The organism is Pseudomonas sp. LPB4.O, assembly GCF_038383825.1.
In the GTDB taxonomy this organism is placed as follows: Bacteria; Pseudomonadota; Gammaproteobacteria; order Pseudomonadales; family Pseudomonadaceae; genus Aquipseudomonas; species Aquipseudomonas putida.
In genome coordinates, this window is record NZ_CP151298.1 from 6,038,533 (window position 1) to 6,053,546 (window position 15,014).

Annotated in this window: 16 protein-coding genes; 11 read left to right on the forward strand and 5 right to left on the reverse strand. The window is 63.1% G+C overall.

What is annotated here, in order from left to right; all coding sequences use genetic code 11:
* The first annotated feature begins 84 nt into the window (after positions 1-84).
* The 6 genes from exbB (at position 85) to MRBLPB4O_RS27305 (ending at position 6,813) form a co-directional block, all read left to right on the forward strand.
* Complete coding sequence (exbB, locus tag MRBLPB4O_RS27280) at positions 85-1,068, forward strand: tonB-system energizer ExbB (RefSeq protein WP_341797142.1); 984 nt, start codon at positions 85-87, stop codon at positions 1,066-1,068.
* A 3-nt stretch (positions 1,069-1,071) separates the two neighbouring features.
* On the forward strand, positions 1,072-1,500 hold the full coding sequence (exbD, locus tag MRBLPB4O_RS27285; protein WP_003253367.1) for a TonB system transport protein ExbD: 429 nt from the start codon (positions 1,072-1,074) through the stop codon (positions 1,498-1,500).
* Positions 1,497-2,228 (forward strand): energy transducer TonB, encoded by a 732-nt coding sequence (locus tag MRBLPB4O_RS27290; protein WP_016489831.1) that lies wholly within the window; start codon positions 1,497-1,499, stop codon positions 2,226-2,228. Before exbD ends, MRBLPB4O_RS27290 begins: the two co-directional genes overlap by 4 nt.
* 94 nt (positions 2,229-2,322) lie before the next feature.
* Positions 2,323-3,249: a hydrogen peroxide-inducible genes activator gene (locus MRBLPB4O_RS27295; protein ID WP_016502238.1), complete on the forward strand. Its 927-nt coding sequence runs from the start codon at positions 2,323-2,325 to the stop codon at positions 3,247-3,249.
* Positions 3,250-3,252: 3 nt separating this feature from the next.
* A complete protein-coding gene (recG, locus tag MRBLPB4O_RS27300; protein WP_016502239.1) occupies positions 3,253-5,331 on the forward strand; it encodes an ATP-dependent DNA helicase RecG in 2,079 nt (692 codons plus the stop codon).
* 78 nt (positions 5,332-5,409) lie between these two features.
* A complete protein-coding gene (locus MRBLPB4O_RS27305; protein WP_341797143.1) occupies positions 5,410-6,813 on the forward strand; it encodes an HDOD domain-containing protein in 1,404 nt (467 codons plus the stop codon).
* Between the two features lie 33 nt (positions 6,814-6,846).
* On the opposite strand, the gene MRBLPB4O_RS27310 is transcribed toward MRBLPB4O_RS27305, so the two are convergent.
* From MRBLPB4O_RS27310 to rubA, 4 genes are all read right to left on the reverse strand, one after another.
* Positions 6,847-7,221: an SCP2 sterol-binding domain-containing protein gene (locus MRBLPB4O_RS27310; protein ID WP_341797144.1), complete on the reverse strand. Its 375-nt coding sequence runs from the start codon at positions 7,219-7,221 to the stop codon at positions 6,847-6,849.
* A gap of 147 nt (positions 7,222-7,368) precedes the next feature.
* Positions 7,369-7,674, reverse strand: a complete 306-nt coding sequence (locus tag MRBLPB4O_RS27315) for an HU family DNA-binding protein (RefSeq protein ID WP_016502242.1) — start codon at positions 7,672-7,674, stop codon at positions 7,369-7,371.
* A 187-nt stretch (positions 7,675-7,861) separates the two neighbouring features.
* Positions 7,862-9,010 carry an FAD-dependent oxidoreductase gene (locus tag MRBLPB4O_RS27320; RefSeq protein WP_341797145.1) on the reverse strand — a complete coding sequence of 383 codons (1,149 nt, stop codon included), beginning with the start codon at positions 9,008-9,010 and terminating at the stop codon, positions 7,862-7,864.
* A gap of 16 nt (positions 9,011-9,026) precedes the next feature.
* Positions 9,027-9,194 (reverse strand): rubredoxin RubA, encoded by a 168-nt coding sequence (gene rubA / locus MRBLPB4O_RS27325; RefSeq protein WP_016502244.1) that lies wholly within the window; start codon positions 9,192-9,194, stop codon positions 9,027-9,029.
* A gap of 130 nt (positions 9,195-9,324) precedes the next feature.
* Here rubA and MRBLPB4O_RS27330 point away from each other — a divergent pair, with 130 nt between their 5' ends.
* Complete coding sequence (locus MRBLPB4O_RS27330; RefSeq protein WP_016502245.1) at positions 9,325-9,882, forward strand: chorismate lyase; 558 nt, start codon at positions 9,325-9,327, stop codon at positions 9,880-9,882.
* Positions 9,882-10,772, forward strand: a complete 891-nt coding sequence (ubiA, locus tag MRBLPB4O_RS27335; protein ID WP_341797146.1) for a 4-hydroxybenzoate octaprenyltransferase — start codon at positions 9,882-9,884, stop codon at positions 10,770-10,772. The genes MRBLPB4O_RS27330 and ubiA overlap by 1 nt, the downstream gene beginning before the upstream one ends.
* A 120-nt stretch (positions 10,773-10,892) precedes the next feature.
* Here the strand turns inward: ubiA and MRBLPB4O_RS27340 are convergent, their stop codons facing one another.
* Complete coding sequence (locus tag MRBLPB4O_RS27340) at positions 10,893-11,270, reverse strand: hypothetical protein (RefSeq protein ID WP_341798938.1); 378 nt, start codon at positions 11,268-11,270, stop codon at positions 10,893-10,895.
* A gap of 172 nt (positions 11,271-11,442) precedes the next feature.
* On the opposite strand from MRBLPB4O_RS27340, the gene phoB reads away from it, so the two are divergent.
* The 3 genes from phoB (at position 11,443) to MRBLPB4O_RS27355 (ending at position 15,002) form a co-directional block, all read left to right on the forward strand.
* Complete coding sequence (phoB, locus tag MRBLPB4O_RS27345; protein WP_003253341.1) at positions 11,443-12,132, forward strand: phosphate regulon transcriptional regulator PhoB; 690 nt, start codon at positions 11,443-11,445, stop codon at positions 12,130-12,132.
* A 48-nt stretch (positions 12,133-12,180) separates the two neighbouring features.
* The gene (phoR, locus tag MRBLPB4O_RS27350; protein ID WP_341797147.1) at positions 12,181-13,488 is read left to right on the forward strand and encodes a phosphate regulon sensor histidine kinase PhoR; all 1,308 of its coding nucleotides are present in this window, start codon (positions 12,181-12,183) and stop codon (positions 13,486-13,488) included.
* 173 nt (positions 13,489-13,661) lie between these two features.
* Positions 13,662-15,002, forward strand: a complete 1,341-nt coding sequence (locus MRBLPB4O_RS27355) for a hemolysin family protein (RefSeq protein ID WP_059394542.1) — start codon at positions 13,662-13,664, stop codon at positions 15,000-15,002.
* Positions 15,003-15,014 lie beyond the last annotated feature (12 nt).

Here is a 15,014-nt window from a genome sequence, read left to right on the forward strand (position 1 = left end):
GCAATAATGGCCGCCAATTTGTTCTCGGCCTACCTCGAGGCCTTGGAGAACGCTCACTTTATTTCTTCATCAGGTCCGGCCAGCATGACACGTATTCAACCTTCCGCTTCGCCAACCCCGTCGCGCGCCTGGCGCGCCATCGCCGCGCTGACACTCAGCCTGGTGCTGGCCCCGGTGGCCATGGCCGATGAGCCAACCGCCAGCGCCGCCGCGCCTGCTGCTGCCACTGCCCCGGCCGCACCTGCTGCAGCCCCGGCTGCCGACGCGCAGGCGCCTGCTGCCAACGCCACTGCTGCCACCCCGGCCGATGCAACGCCCCCGGCAGACTCGAACGTTCAAGCCTTGGTAGAAGACACCTCGCTGGGCATGGCCCACGACCTGTCCCCATGGGGCATGTACAAGAACGCCGACATCGTGGTGAAGATCGTCATGATCGGCCTGGCCATCGCCTCCATCATCACCTGGACCATCTGGATCGCCAAAGGCTTCGAGCTGATGGGCGCCAAGCGTCGTCTGCGTGGTGAAATCGCCCAGCTGAAGAAATCCACCACCCTGAAAGACGCCAGCGAAGTCTCAAACAAGGAAGGTACCTTGGCCCACACCCTGGTCCACGATGCCCTTGAAGAGATGCGGCTGTCGGCCAATGCCCGCGAAAAAGAAGGCATCAAGGAGCGCGTCAGCTTCCGCCTGGAGCGCTTGGTTCATGCCAGCGGTCGCACCATGAGCAGCGGCACCGGCGTACTTGCCACCATCGGTTCCACCGCGCCGTTCGTCGGTCTGTTCGGTACCGTATGGGGCATCATGAACAGCTTCATCGGCATCGCCAAGACCCAGACCACCAACCTGGCCGTAGTTGCCCCAGGTATCGCCGAAGCCCTGCTGGCCACCGCCCTGGGCCTGGTCGCTGCAATCCCGGCTGTAGTCATCTACAACGTCTTCGCCCGCTCTATCGCAGGCTACAAGGCCCAGGTGTCCGACGCCTCCGCCCAGGTACTGCTGCTGGTCAGCCGTGACCTGGACCACCAGGGCAGCGAGCGCGCTGCCCCGCACATGGTGAAAGTGGGGTAAGCCATGGGCCTGCATCTCAACGAAGGTGGCGACGACCTCGCCGAAAACCACGAAATCAACGTTACGCCGTTCATCGACGTGATGTTGGTGCTGCTGATCATCTTCATGGTCGCGGCCCCCTTGGCCACGGTCGACATCAAGGTCGACCTGCCCGCTTCAACCGCCAAACCGGCGCCGAGGCCCGAGAAACCGGTGTTCGTCAGCGTCAAGGCCGACCAGAAACTGTACGTCGGCGACGATCAGGTTGCTGCGCCCGACCAGCTTGGCCCGATGCTCGACGCCAAGACCAAGGGTGACAAGGAAACCACCATCTTCTTCCAGGCTGACAAAGGCGTGGATTACGGCGACCTGATGGAAGTGATGAACAACATGCGCGCGGCCGGCTACCTCAAGGTCGGTCTGGTAGGTCTCGAGACGGCAGCCAAGAAATGACGAAAACGCGCTCAAACATGGCGCGCTACGGTGGCAGCCTGGCGATCGTGCTGGGCGTGCACGTGGTCGCCGTGCTGCTGACGCTCAACTGGTCGGTGCCCCAGGCCATCGAACTGCCCCCGGCAGCGATGATGGTCGAGCTGGCACCGTTACCGGAGCCAGCGCCACCACCGCCACCGAAAGCGGCGCCACAGCCACCGGCACCGGTCGAAGAACCGCCACTGCCCAAGCTGGCCGAAGCCCCCAAGCCCAAGATCGCCATCCCCAAGCCGCCCAAGCCGAAGGCCAAGCCCCAGCCGCCGAAACCCGAGAAAAAGCCTGAGCCGCCGAAGGAAGCGCCACCCACCGAGCAAACGGTAGACGCACCGCCAAGCAATACGCCACCGCAGAAGTCTGCGGCACCGGCGCCGAGCATTGCGTCCAACAGCAACGCCCTGCCAACCTGGCAGAGCGACCTGCTGCGCCACCTGGCGAAGTACAAGCGTTACCCGGAAGACGCGCGCCGTCGCGGCCTGCAAGGCATCAACCGCCTGCGCTTCGTGGTCGACGCCGAAGGCAAGGTGGTGTCGTACTCCATGGCAGGTGGATCGGGCAGTGCTGCACTGGACCGGGCGACCCTGGAAATGATCCGTCGGGCCGGCACGGTACCCAAGCCGCCACCCGAGTTGCTGAACAATGGCACGATCGAAGTCGTGGCACCGTTCGTCTACTCGCTGGACCGCCGCTAAGACTTTTGCTTCTGTCACAAATCGGCAACTCTGATAACGTGCGTCTATCGATTGCAGCCGCTATGCTGGGCCCGCAACTTCATGGACGCACGTTATGACCCTCACCGAATTACGCTACATCGTCACACTCGCCCAGGAACAGCACTTCGGCCATGCCGCCGAACGCTGCCACGTGAGCCAGCCGACCCTGTCGGTCGGTGTGAAGAAGCTCGAGGACGAGCTTGGCGTTCTGATCTTCGAGCGCAGCAAAAGCGCGGTACGCCTGACCCCGGTCGGCGAAAGCATCGTCGCCCAGGCGCAGAAGGTACTGGAGCAGGCCCAAGGCATTCGCGAACTGGCCCAGGCTGGCAAGAACCAGCTGACCGCCCCGCTCAAGGTCGGTGCCATCTACACCGTCGGCCCCTACCTGTTCCCGCACCTGATCCCGCAACTGCACCGCGTAGCGCCGCAGATGCCGCTGTACATCGAAGAAAACTTCACCCACGTGCTACGTGAAAAGCTGCGTAACGGCGAGCTGGATGCAGTAATCATCGCCCTGCCGTTCAACGAAGCCGATGTGCTGACCCTGCCGCTGTACGATGAGCCGTTCTGCGCCCTGATGCCCGCCGACCACCCATGGACGGCAAAAAAGACCATCGACACCGCCATGCTCAACGACAAGAGCCTGTTGCTGCTCGGTGAGGGCCACTGTTTCCGCGACCAGGTACTGGAAGCCTGCCCGACCCTGAACAAGGGCGGCGAAGGCGCCAGGCACACCACGGTCGAATCCAGCTCGCTGGAAACCATTCGCCACATGGTGGCCTCGGGCCTTGGCGTGTCGATCCTGCCGCTGTCGGCGGTGCACAGCCATCATTACGCCCCTGGCATCATCGAAGTGCGCCCACTGACTGCACCGGCACCGTTCCGTACCGTGGCCATCGCCTGGCGCGCCAGCTTCCCGCGGCCGAAGGCCATCGAGATCCTCGCCGACTCGATCCGCCTGTGCTCGGTCGCCAAAGCCCCTGCGGAACAACCGGCCTGAGTCATGAGTGAGCTGTCGAAGGTCCCGGTCACGGTACTCAAGGGTGTTGGCGAGGCCATGGCGGAAAAACTCGCCAAGGTCGGCCTGGAGAACCTGCAGGATGTGCTGTTCCACCTGCCCCTGCGCTACCAGGACCGCACCCGCGTGGTGCCGATCGGCCAACTGCGCCCCGGCCAGGATGCGGTTATCGAAGGTGTGGTCAGTGGTACCGACGTGACCATGGGCAAGCGCCGCAGCCTGGTGGTACGCCTGGGCGACGGCAGCGGCGTGCTGACGTTGCGCTTCTACCACTTCAGCAACGCGCAGAAGGAAGGCCTGAAACGTGGCACCCACCTGCGCTGCTACGGCGAAGCCCGCCCCGGCGCCTCGGGCCTGGAAATCTACCACCCGGAGTACCGCGCGCTGAACGGCGACGAGCCGCCGCCCCCGGTCGAACAGACCCTGACGCCGATCTACCCGTCCACTGAAGGCCTAACCCAGCAACGCCTGCGCCTGTTGTGCCAGCAGAGCCTGGGCCTGCTTGGCCCGCGCAGCCTGCCCGACTGGCTGCCTGACGAGCTGGCCCGGGACTACCAATTGGCGCCGCTTGACGATGCCATCCGTTACCTGCACAACCCGCCAGCCGACGCCGACCTCGACGAACTTGCCGAAGGCCAGCACTGGGCCCAGCACCGCCTGGCCTTCGAAGAACTGCTGACCCACCAGCTGTCGCAGCAACGCCTGCGCGAGAGCCTGCGCAGCCTGCGGGCGCCGGTGCTGCCCAAGGCCACGCGCCTGCAGGCGCAGTACCTGGCCAACCTGGGCTTTCAGCCGACCGGCGCACAACAGCGGGTGGCCAACGAAATTGCCTACGACCTCAGCCAGCACGAGCCGATGATGCGCCTGGTGCAGGGCGATGTCGGTGCCGGCAAGACCGTGGTCGCCGCCCTGGCAGCACTGCAAGGGCTGGAGGCCGGCTATCAGGTGGCGCTGATGGCGCCCACCGAGATCCTCGCCGAACAGCACTTCATCACGTTCAAGCGCTGGCTCGAGCCGCTGGGCATCGAAGTGGCCTGGCTGGCCGGCAAGCTCAAGGGCAAGGCCCGGGCCAGCGCCCTGGAGCAGATTGCCAACGGTGCGCCGATGGTGGTCGGCACCCACGCGCTGTTCCAGGAAGAAGTGAAGTTCAAGCACCTGGCCCTGGCGATCATTGACGAACAGCACCGTTTTGGCGTGCAGCAACGTCTGGCCCTGCGCAAGAAAGGCGTAGCCGGCCAGTTATGCCCGCACCAGCTGATCATGACCGCCACCCCTATTCCGCGCACCCTGGCCATGAGTGCTTACGCCGACCTGGACACCTCGGTGCTCGACGAGTTGCCGCCTGGGCGCACCCCGGTAAACACCGTGCTGGTAGCCGACAGCCGACGCTTCGAGGTGGTCGAAAGGGTTCGCGCAGCCTGCGCCGAGGGGCGCCAGGCCTACTGGGTGTGCACCCTCATCGAAGAATCCGAAGAGCTGACCTGCCAGGCCGCCGAAAGCACGTATGAAGAACTCGGCAGCGCCCTGGGCGAACTGCGTGTGGGCCTGATCCACGGCCGTATGAAGCCGGCTGAAAAAGCCGAAATCATGGCGCAGTTCAAGGCCGGTGAATTGCAGCTGCTGGTCGCCACCACTGTCATCGAAGTAGGCGTGGACGTACCCAACGCCAGCCTGATGATCATCGAAAACCCCGAACGCCTGGGCCTGGCCCAGTTGCACCAGCTGCGCGGCCGGGTTGGCCGGGGCAGTGCCGTCAGCCATTGCGTGCTGTTGTACCACCCGCCGCTGTCGCAGATCGGCCGCGAACGCTTAGGGATCATGCGCGAGACCAACGACGGCTTCATCATTGCCGAGAAAGACCTCGAACTACGCGGCCCAGGCGAGATGCTGGGGACACGCCAGACCGGCCTGCTGCAATTCAAGGTCGCCGACCTGATGCGCGATGCCGACCTGTTACCGGCTGTGCGCGATGCCGCCCAAGCCCTGGTGGCCCGCTGGCCGGACCATGTCAGCCCGCTGCTCGACCGCTGGCTGCGCCATGGCCAGCAATATGGCCAAGTGTGACGCTAGTCCCAGAATGGATCCAGATTTGCTCGCAGGCTGGTTATACTTCGCGTTTAAAAGAATCAGTGGATACGGACCATGACTGAAGTTGCCCTGGACACCGCAACCCCACACGCCCCCACGGTAATCAGGCTGCTGCTCGACAAGATCGGCGTCGTCTACCGCGAGGTGGTCCAACACCCGCACTTGCCTGCGGCTTCTCGGGTGCAGGCGGTGCTTCTAGACGACGAGGTCGGCGCCCTCATGGTGCTGTTCCCGCAGAGCCAACTGCTGGACCTCAACCGCCTGACCGAGCTGACCGGGCGCAAGCTGACTGCCGTGTCGGTGCCGCGCCTCAAGCAAATGCTCGACAAACATCAGCTCAAGGCCCTGCCCGGCATTCCCGCGCTGACCAGCTCACCGTGCCAGTACGAAAAGAGTCTGCTCGACGCCGAGACCGTGTACATCCAGTCTGGCGAAAGCGGGCTGCTGCTGGCGATTGAGCGCGCGCACTTCAAGCGCATGCTGGCCAAGGCCAGCGCCAGCAGCTTCGGCCAGGAAGTCGAGGCCATCAGCCCCAACCTCGACCGCCCCCATGACGACACCCTGGAAATCACCAATGCCGTTCAGGCCTTCACCGCCCGGCGCATCCAGAAACGCCTGGAAGAAACCATCGAGATCCCGCCACTGGCCGATACCGCGCAGAAGATCATCAAGCTGCGGGTAGACCCCAACGCGAGCATCGATGACATCACCGGCGTGGTCGAAACCGACCCGGCGCTGGCGGCACAGGTGGTGAGCTGGGCCGCGTCGCCCTACTACGCTTCGCCGGGCAAGATCCGCTCGGTAGAAGACGCCATCGTGCGCGTGCTGGGCTTCGACCTGGTGATCAACCTGGCCCTGGGCCTGGCGCTGGGCAAGACCTTGAGCCTGCCGAAAGACCAGCCGCAGCAGGCCACACCCTACTGGCAGCAGTCGATCTACACTGCCGCGATCATCGAAGGCCTGACCCGCGCCATGCCTCGGGCAGAACGCCCCGAAGCCGGTCTGACCTACCTGGCCGGGCTGCTGCACAACTTCGGCTACCTGCTGCTGGCGCACGTGTTCCCGCCACACTTCTCGCTGATTTGCCGCCACCTGGAGGTCAACCCGCACCTGAACCACACCTATGTGGAACAGCACCTGCTGGGCATCAACCGCGAACAGATCGGTGCCTGGCTGATGAAGCTGTGGGACATGCCCGAAGAGCTGTCGACCGCGCTGCGCTTCCAGCACGACCCGGCCTACGACGGTGAGTACTCGGCGTTCCCCAACCTGGTGTGCCTGGCCACCCGCCTGTTGCGCTCGCGGGGGATTGGCTCCGGGCCGCAGGAAGAGATTCCTGACGAGTTGCTGGAGCGCCTTGGGATTACCAGGGAAAAGGCCGAGGATGCGGTGAACAAGGTGCTCGAAGCCGAGAACCTGCTGCGCGAACTGGCTTCGCAGTTTCAAGCACCGCATTAAGGCCATTGGGGCTGCTGCGCAGCCCCGGCAATTTCAGCCTTTCTTCTTCGGTATCAGGTACTTCATCAGCCCCTGGAACCACATCACCAGCGCCGGGTTGCCCTTGATCTGGATGTTCTTGTCCTGAATCCCCTGCATGAACGCCAATTGCTTGTTGCCCGCCTGCATCGTGGCGTAGCCGTAGGCAGCGTCCTTGAAGGCGATGGCGAAGGCCGGCTGCGGATGTGCGCCGCCCTTGCTGCTGATGCGCTCGTTGTTGACGACGAAGTGCCGGGCAACCTTGCCGTCCAGGGTCTGCATCTGGAACACCAGGTCCTTGCCCTTGAGCTGCTGCTGGAATGCCGGGTTGTTACGGCTGGCCCTGGCCATCAAAAGCCCCATGGCCCAGAGAAGAAAGCGGAACTTCATCGACACGCCTCGATTGAAAAGTGACTAAGTTTCGCAGTTTATCCTCTTAACGACCTTTTTATGCAAGTTCGCAGCAGTTACCGCGTGTAAAGCACAACGGGCGCCATGAAGGCGCCCGTTCGGGATCAACGAATCGTCAGCGGAAGCTTACTTTTTCTTGGCGGCCTTGGCTGGCGCGGCCGGTGGATTGACGCTGTCCTTGAGGTTCTTGCCTGGCTTGAAGGCCACGGTATTGCTGGCTTTGATCTTTACCGGCTCACCCGTTTGCGGGTTTTTGCCGGTACGCGCGCCGCGATGACGTTTTTCGAAGGTGCCGAAACCGACCAGGGTCACCGTGTCCTTGTCCAGGGCACCGGTAATGCTGTCGAGAATCGCGTTCAACACCTGATTGGCCTTTTCCTTGGTCAGATCAGCCTTATCGGCGATGACGGCGGCGAGTTCTGGTTTGCGCATAGTGAAGCCTCTTTGACGGAATTCTTGTTGTTATGCCGTGCTGCCTTTGGGAGCAGCGCTCAAGGCACCGCAGGCTCTAATCTGCGGCAGACGGAAGTGAGAATGGCACGTGCTCAGGGGCCGCGCCAGTATCAGGCCGGCCATTGTGCAGGCAACAACAGGATAAATCCGACAGAACACCCTCTATTTACGCCATTACCGGCGGTAACTGGCGATTCAGTGCCAGCTTGTCCATCACGGCAGCCCCGGTCAGGGCATACCCCAGCAATGCGCCGTCAGCGCCGTGGCAGAGCACCTTGAGGTCACTGCCCTGCCCCTGCACCTGCCAAGTGCCCTCGTGGGCCAGGGGCGGCGGCGAAACCACCAGCGGGCAGGCCGGGGTTTTCACGGTGATCGGCATCGGCCCGTAGGCAACCGCGGTCGGTTTGCCGGCCAGGGTTTGCGCCAGCGCCCGGGCACAGCTCATCAGCGGCATCACGTAGAGCAGGTTGATGCCATCGACCTCGGCACAGTCGCCGAGGGCAAAGATGTTGGCGTGAGAGGTACGCAGTTCGCGGTCTACGCTGACGCCACGATTGGTCTGCAAGCCGGCTGCTGCAGCCAGGTCAATACGTGGGCGCAGGCCGATGGCCGAAACCACCATGTCGCAGGCGATCACGCTGCCATCCGACAGGTGCGCCTCCAGGCCCTGGGCCACCTGCTGCAGGCGGGTCAGCACCGGCCCCAGGTGGAAGCGCACACCCAGGCCCTCCAGCCCGCCCTGCACCGCTGCCGCAGCGGCGGGATGCAGCAGGGTCGGCATGATCTGTTCGCACGGCGCCACCACGTCGACCTGGAAGCCACCCAGGCTCATGTCGTTGGCGAATTCGCAGCCGATCAGGCCGGCACCGAGGATCAGCACACGTTGTTTGCCTACGGCGGCGGCACGGAAGCGTGCGTAATCTTCCAGGTCGTTGATCGGGAACACCAGATGGTTGCCATCGCCTTCGATCGGCACCTGCACGGTCTGCGCCCCCCAGGCCAGCACCAGGTCGCGGTACTGCACGGCCTCTTCGCCTATCCACAGGCGCTTGTGGCCAGGGTCGATGCCGCTGATCCGGGTATGGGTACGGATCTCGGCGTTCAGTTGCTCGGCCATGACGCCCGGTTCGGCCATGCACAGGCCGTCGGCGTCCTTCTGCTTGGCAAAGCCCATGGAGAGCATGGGCTTGGAGTAGGAGCGACCATCGTCGGCGGTGATCAGCAGCAGCGGCGTCTGCGCATCGTGCTTGCGAAATTCACGGGCCAGATTGTAGCCCGCCAGGCCAGTACCGATGATTACCACAGGGGACGTCATGTCGTGCTTTCCTCGATTAGCCGATGGAGATCATTTCAAAGTCGCTTTTACCCACGCCACAGTCCGGGCACAGCCAGTCGTCAGGCACATCCTCCCAACGAGTGCCGGGGGCGATGCCGTCGTCGGGCCAGCCTTCGGCTTCGTCGTAGATCAGGCCACAGACAATACATTGCCACTTTTTCATCAGGTCTTTTTCCTCGGTTCAGGCTGGGGGCTTTATCTGGCGGGTCTTCGCCCTGCTTCAGGCATTATGCAAGCAGTCGGGGCAATCATGCTAAGCTCGCCGCCTCATTGGTTGTAACAAGCAGACCGACGTGTCGTACGAATCCCCGCAAGCAGCCGCTGTCGCGTGGCTGCCGTATTCACAGCTGGCGACCGACTTCGACCAGCCTACCCTTGACTGGCTATTCGACGAAGGCTCGCTGACCCGCCGCCTGACCCGCCTGTCTTCAGATCACTTCTCCGTAACCCCGCTGTTCGAGGGATGGCAAGCGCTGCGCGAGGATGAATGCCAGGCATTGGGCATTGCTGCCGGCAGCGAAGGCTGGGTGCGCGAGGTGTACCTGCGCGGCCATGGCCAGCCGTGGGTGTTCGCCCGCAGTGTGGCCAGCCGCAGCGCCCTGGAGCGCGGCGGGCTGGACCTGGAAACCCTCGGCAGCCGCTCGCTGGGCGAGTTGCTGTTCTGCGACCAGGCGTTCATCCGCCACCCGATCGAAGTGTGCAGTTATCCACAGGCCTGGCTACCGACCGACGCAGCCCATGCAGCCCTGTGGGGCCGTCGCTCGCGCTTTGAACGAGGCGGCCTGGAGCTGCTGGTGGCAGAAGTGTTTCTGCCGGCATTGTGGCAAGCGGCCAGGGAGGAAAACCGCTGATGTACCTGCAACTGCTCAAGTCGCTGAACCGCCTGCACCCGCGGGCCTGGGACTTCGTCCAGCTCAGCCGCATGGACCGCCCGATCGGTATCTACCTGCTGCTGTGGCCAACCCTCTCGGCGGTGTGGATTGCCGGCAACGGTTCTCCCACCGTGGCCAACGTGCTGATCTTCGGCCTTGGCGTGGTGCTGATGCGGGCCGCGGGCTGCTGCATCAACGACTTTGCCGACCGTAAGGTGGACGGCCACGTCAAACGCACCGCCGACCGGCCGCTGGCCAGCGGCCGGGTCAAGCCGCGCGAGGCGCTGGCATTGTTTGCGATTCTGGTCGCGGTAAGCTTCCTGCTGGTGCTGTGCACCAACAGCCGCACGGTGTGGCTGTCGTTCGGCGCGGTGGCGCTGGCGTCATGCTACCCGTTCATGAAGCGCTACACCTATTACCCACAGGTGGTGCTGGGGGCGGCGTATTCCTGGGGCATCCCCATGGCCTTCACTGCCGCGGGCGGCGAGCTGCCGGCCAGCGCCTGGCTGCTGTACATCGCCAACCTGCTGTGGACGGTGGGTTACGACACCTATTACGCCATGGTCGACCGCGATGACGACCTGAAGATTGGCGTGAAGTCGACCGCCATTCTGTTCGGCGAGGCCGACCGCACCATCATCCTCACCTTGCAGCTGCTGTCGCTGGGCTGCCTGTTGCTGGCGGGCAGCCGCTTCGAGCTGGGGGGCTGGTTCCACCTGGGGTTGCTGGGCGCTGCGGCGTGCTTTGCCTGGGAGTACTGGTCGACGCGCAAGCTGGACCGCGAGTCGTGCTTCAAGGCGTTTTTGCACAACCACTGGGCGGGGTTGCTGGTGTTCATTGGTGTGGTGCTGGATTACGCGTTTAGCTGAATATCTTGGGGCTGCTTTGCAGCCCTTTCGCGACACAAGGCCCCACATTGATCGGTGTATGCAGGACCCTGTGGGAGCGGCCTTGTGTCGCGAAAGGGCCGCGAAGCGGCCCCGGCAATATCAAGGCTTGGCGATATGCCAGACGTCTTTCACGCCGTCACCTGTCTTGTCCCCGGCCTTCTTGTCCTTGATGAAGGTATACAGCGGCTTGCCGTCGTAGGCCCACTGCATCGAGCCGTCGTCACGCTTGATCTGCGTCCACTTGCCCTCGTTCTTATCCCCTTCTTTGGCCATCAGTGGAGGCCAGTTCTGCGCACATGCGTCATTGCACATCGACTTGCCGCCAGCATCCTTGTCAAAGGTATAAAGCGTCATGTTTGCCGGATCAGGTGTGACCAGCACGCCATTCATTTCTTTGGCCTGATGATGGGCCGACGCCACCGCCGGAAGCGCCAGCGCAGTGAAAAGGGCCATCCAGCTCAGCGTTTGTCGTGTCATTGGATTCACCATTGTTTCCGGGAAAATTGGGTTCGGGTGCCACAATTGCGGCTCTTTCAAGCCTAGTTCAGTCACGCAATGTCGCCAGAACGGCCAACGCCCTGTCACACAGCTGCAATAATTCCGTTATCTAATGCGGGCCAAGACACCGAATCCAGGAGAGGTTTTGAGCATGGTTGGCAGGAACATTCTGATCGTCGACGACGAAGCGCCCATTCGCGAGATGATCGCCGTTGCCCTGGAAATGGCCGGCTATGACTGCCTGGAAGCGGAAAACTCCCAACAGGCCCACGCGATCATCGTCGACCGCAAACCGGACCTGATCCTGCTCGACTGGATGTTGCCCGGCACCTCCGGCATTGAGCTGGCCCGCCGCCTGAAGCGTGATGAGCTGACCGGCGACATCCCGATCATCATGCTCACCGCCAAGGGTGAAGAGGACAACAAGATCCAGGGCCTGGAAGTGGGCGCTGACGACTACATCACCAAGCCGTTCTCGCCGCGTGAGCTGGTAGCGCGCCTGAAAGCCGTGCTGCGTCGTACCGGCCCGAGCGACAGCGAAGCGCCGATCGAAGTGGGCGGCCTGCTGCTCGACCCGATCAGCCACCGTGTCACCATCGACGGCAAGCCCGCCGAGATGGGCCCCACCGAATACCGCCTGTTGCAGTTCTTCATGACCCACCAGGAGCGCGCCTACACCCGTGGCCAGTTGCTGGACCAGGTGTGGGGCGGCAACGTCTATGTCGAGGAACGCACGGTCGACGTGCACATCCGTCGTCTGCGCAAGGCGCTGGGTGAAGCCTACGAAAATCTGGTACAAACCGTCCGGGGCACTGGCTACCGCTTCTCGACCAAGAGCTGATCGAGCTCCAGAGCGCCAAGCTGCACGTCGTTGTACAAGGACCGTCAATTGAACCAGAACTGGCACGCAACCCTGATTCGCCATCTGTTGTTGCTGATTACCGTCTGCCTGATCGGCGGGCTGGTCAGCGGCTACTATGGCTGGAGCCTGGCCATTGGCCTGGCGCTCTACTTGGGCTGGACCCTCAAGCAACTGCTGCGCCTGCACGACTGGCTGCGCAACCACCAGCCCGATGAAGCACCGCCCGATGGTTACGGCCTGTGGGGCGAGGTGTTCGACAGCATTTACCATCTGCAACGCCGCGACCAGCGCGTACGTGGCCGCCTGCAGGCAGTGATCGACCGGGTGCAGGAGTCCACCGCCGCGCTGCGCGACGCGGTGATCATGCTCGACAGCGACGGCAACCTGGAATGGTGGAACCGTGCCGCCGAAACCCTGCTGGGCTTCAAGACCCCACAGGACGGTGGCCAGCAGGTCACCAACCTGGTGCGCCACCCACGCTTCAAGGAATACTTCGAGGCGGAGAACTACCTCGAACCGCTGGAAATCCCCTCGCCCATCAACGACCGCATGCGCGTGCAGTTGCACATCACCCGCTACGGCAACAACGAACACCTGATGCTGGTGCGCGATGTCACTCGCATCCACCAGCTGGAACAGATGCGCAAGGACTTCGTCGCCAACGTGTCCCACGAATTGCGCACACCGCTGACGGTGATCACGGGTTACCTCGAAACCCTGCTGGACAACGTCGAGGATGTGAACCCGCGCTGGACCCGCGCCCTGCAGCAGATGAGCCAGCAAGGTTCGCGCATGCAGACGCTGCTCAACGACCTTCTGCTGCTGGCCAAGCTGGAAGCCACCGATTACCCGTCGGACAACCAGCCGGTGGCGGTCGAAGCCCTGCTCGCCGCGATCAAGAACGACGCCCAGGCCCTGTCTGGGCCACGCAACCAGCGCATCACCCTCGAAGCCGCGCCCGGCGTCAAGCTGAAGGGCAGCGAGTCGGAACTGCGCAGCGCCTTTTCCAACCTGGTGTTCAACGCGGTGAAGTACACCCAGGACGAGGGCAACATCCGCATCCGCTGGTGGGCCGATGCACAAGGTGCGCACTTGTCTGTGCAGGACTCGGGGGTGGGCATCGACGCCAAGCACTTGCCGCGCCTGACCGAACGCTTCTACCGGGTGGACTCCAGCCGTGCGTCGAATACCGGTGGCACAGGGCTGGGGCTGGCGATCGTCAAGCATGTGCTGATGCGCCATCGCGGCAAGCTGGACATCAGCAGCGTGCCGGGGCATGGCAGCACCTTTACCTGTCACTTTGCGCCAGCACAATTGGTCACCGAAAAGGCTTGAGATCGGGGCTGCTGCGCAGCCCTTCGCGGGCACGCCCGCGCCCACAGGGACCACAATAAGCCCGCCGCCCTTTGCTTTTACGGCCCTAGCCGCTACATTGGATCCCCTGTGCCAGCAAGAGCTGGCACTTTTTTTCTCTCAATCTCAAAGACGGACCCCGTTAAAACTCCATCATGGACCCTTCCCCTGGTATCAGCGTCACCTCGTTATTCGCCGATTTCGGCATGATCATCTTTGCCTTGCTGCTGGTGCTGCTCAACGGCTTTTTCGTTGCCGCCGAGTTCGCCATGGTCAAGCTCCGCGCCACCCGCGTGGAATCCATTGCCGAGCAGCATGGCTGGCGCGGCAACATTCTGCGCAAGGTACACAACCAGCTCGACGCCTACCTGTCGGCCTGCCAGCTGGGCATCACCCTCGCCTCCCTGGGCCTGGGCTGGGTCGGCGAACCGGCCTTTGCCCACTTGCTCGAGCCGCTGCTCGCATACTTCGGTGTCGACTCGCCCGAACTGATCAAGGGCGTTTCGTTCTTCGTCGCGTTCTTTGTCATTTCCTACCTGCACATCGTGGTCGGTGAGCTGGCGCCCAAGTCCTGGGCCATCCGCAAGCCCGAGCTGCTGTCGCTGTGGACGGCAGTGCCGCTGTACCTGTTCTACTGGGCGATGTACCCGGCGATCTACCTGCTCAATGCCAGCGCCAACACCATCCTGCGCATTGCCGGCCAGGGCGAACCGGGCCCGCACCACGAGCATCACTACAGCCGTGAAGAGCTGAAGCTGATCCTGCACTCCAGCCGTGGCCAGGACCCAAGCGACCAAGGCATGCGTGTGCTCGCCTCGGCCGTGGAAATGGGCGAGCTGGAAGTGGTCGACTGGGCCAACTCGCGTGAAGATATGGTCAGCATCGATGCCCATGCGCCGCTGAAGCAGATCCTGGCTTTGATACGTCGCCACAAATTCAGCCGCTACCCGGTGTATGACGCCGAGCGTGAAGAATTCACTGGCCTGCTGCACATCAAGGACCTGCTGCTGGAGCTTGCCGAGCTGGAGCACTTGCCCGAAACCATCGACCTGGACGACCTCGCCCGGCCACTGGAGCGCGTATCGCGGCACATGCCGCTGTCGCAACTGCTGGAGCAGTTCCGCAAGGGCGGCGCGCATTTCGTGCTGGTGGAGGAAGCCGACGGCAAGGTCATCGGCTACCTGACCATGGAAGACGTGCTGGAAGTACTGGTGGGCGATATCCAGGACGAACACCGCAAGACCGAGCGCGGCATTCTCGCCTACCAGCCAGGCAAGCTGCTGGTACGGGGTGATACGCCGCTGTTCAAGGTAGAGCGCCTGCTGGGCATCGACCTTGATCACATCGAGGCGGAAACCCTGGCGGGGCTGATCTACGAGACGCTCAAGCGTGTGCCTGAAGAAGAGGAAGTGCTGGAGGTCGAAGGGCTGCGCATCATCATCAAGAAGATGAAAGGGCCCAAGATCGTGCTGGCCAAGGTGCTCAAGCTGGATTGAGGGGTATGGGGC

Coding starts and splice junctions, on each gene's coding strand:
- exbB (WP_341797142.1), top strand. CDS start 85: ATGACACGTATTCAACCTTCCGCTTCGCCAACCCCGTCGCGCGCCTGG.
- exbD (WP_003253367.1), top strand. CDS start 1,072: ATGGGCCTGCATCTCAACGAAGGTGGCGACGACCTCGCCGAAAACCAC.
- MRBLPB4O_RS27290 (WP_016489831.1), top strand. CDS start 1,497: ATGACGAAAACGCGCTCAAACATGGCGCGCTACGGTGGCAGCCTGGCG.
- MRBLPB4O_RS27295 (WP_016502238.1), top strand. CDS start 2,323: ATGACCCTCACCGAATTACGCTACATCGTCACACTCGCCCAGGAACAG.
- recG (WP_016502239.1), top strand. CDS start 3,253: ATGAGTGAGCTGTCGAAGGTCCCGGTCACGGTACTCAAGGGTGTTGGC.
- MRBLPB4O_RS27305 (WP_341797143.1), top strand. CDS start 5,410: ATGACTGAAGTTGCCCTGGACACCGCAACCCCACACGCCCCCACGGTA.
- MRBLPB4O_RS27310 (WP_341797144.1), bottom strand. CDS start 7,221: ATGAAGTTCCGCTTTCTTCTCTGGGCCATGGGGCTTTTGATGGCCAGG.
- MRBLPB4O_RS27315 (WP_016502242.1), bottom strand. CDS start 7,674: ATGCGCAAACCAGAACTCGCCGCCGTCATCGCCGATAAGGCTGATCTG.
- MRBLPB4O_RS27320 (WP_341797145.1), bottom strand. CDS start 9,010: ATGACGTCCCCTGTGGTAATCATCGGTACTGGCCTGGCGGGCTACAAT.
- rubA (WP_016502244.1), bottom strand. CDS start 9,194: ATGAAAAAGTGGCAATGTATTGTCTGTGGCCTGATCTACGACGAAGCC.
- ubiA (WP_341797146.1), top strand. CDS start 9,882: ATGTACCTGCAACTGCTCAAGTCGCTGAACCGCCTGCACCCGCGGGCC.
- MRBLPB4O_RS27340 (WP_341798938.1), bottom strand. CDS start 11,270: ATGACACGACAAACGCTGAGCTGGATGGCCCTTTTCACTGCGCTGGCG.
- phoB (WP_003253341.1), top strand. CDS start 11,443: ATGGTTGGCAGGAACATTCTGATCGTCGACGACGAAGCGCCCATTCGC.
- MRBLPB4O_RS27355 (WP_059394542.1), top strand. CDS start 13,662: ATGGACCCTTCCCCTGGTATCAGCGTCACCTCGTTATTCGCCGATTTC.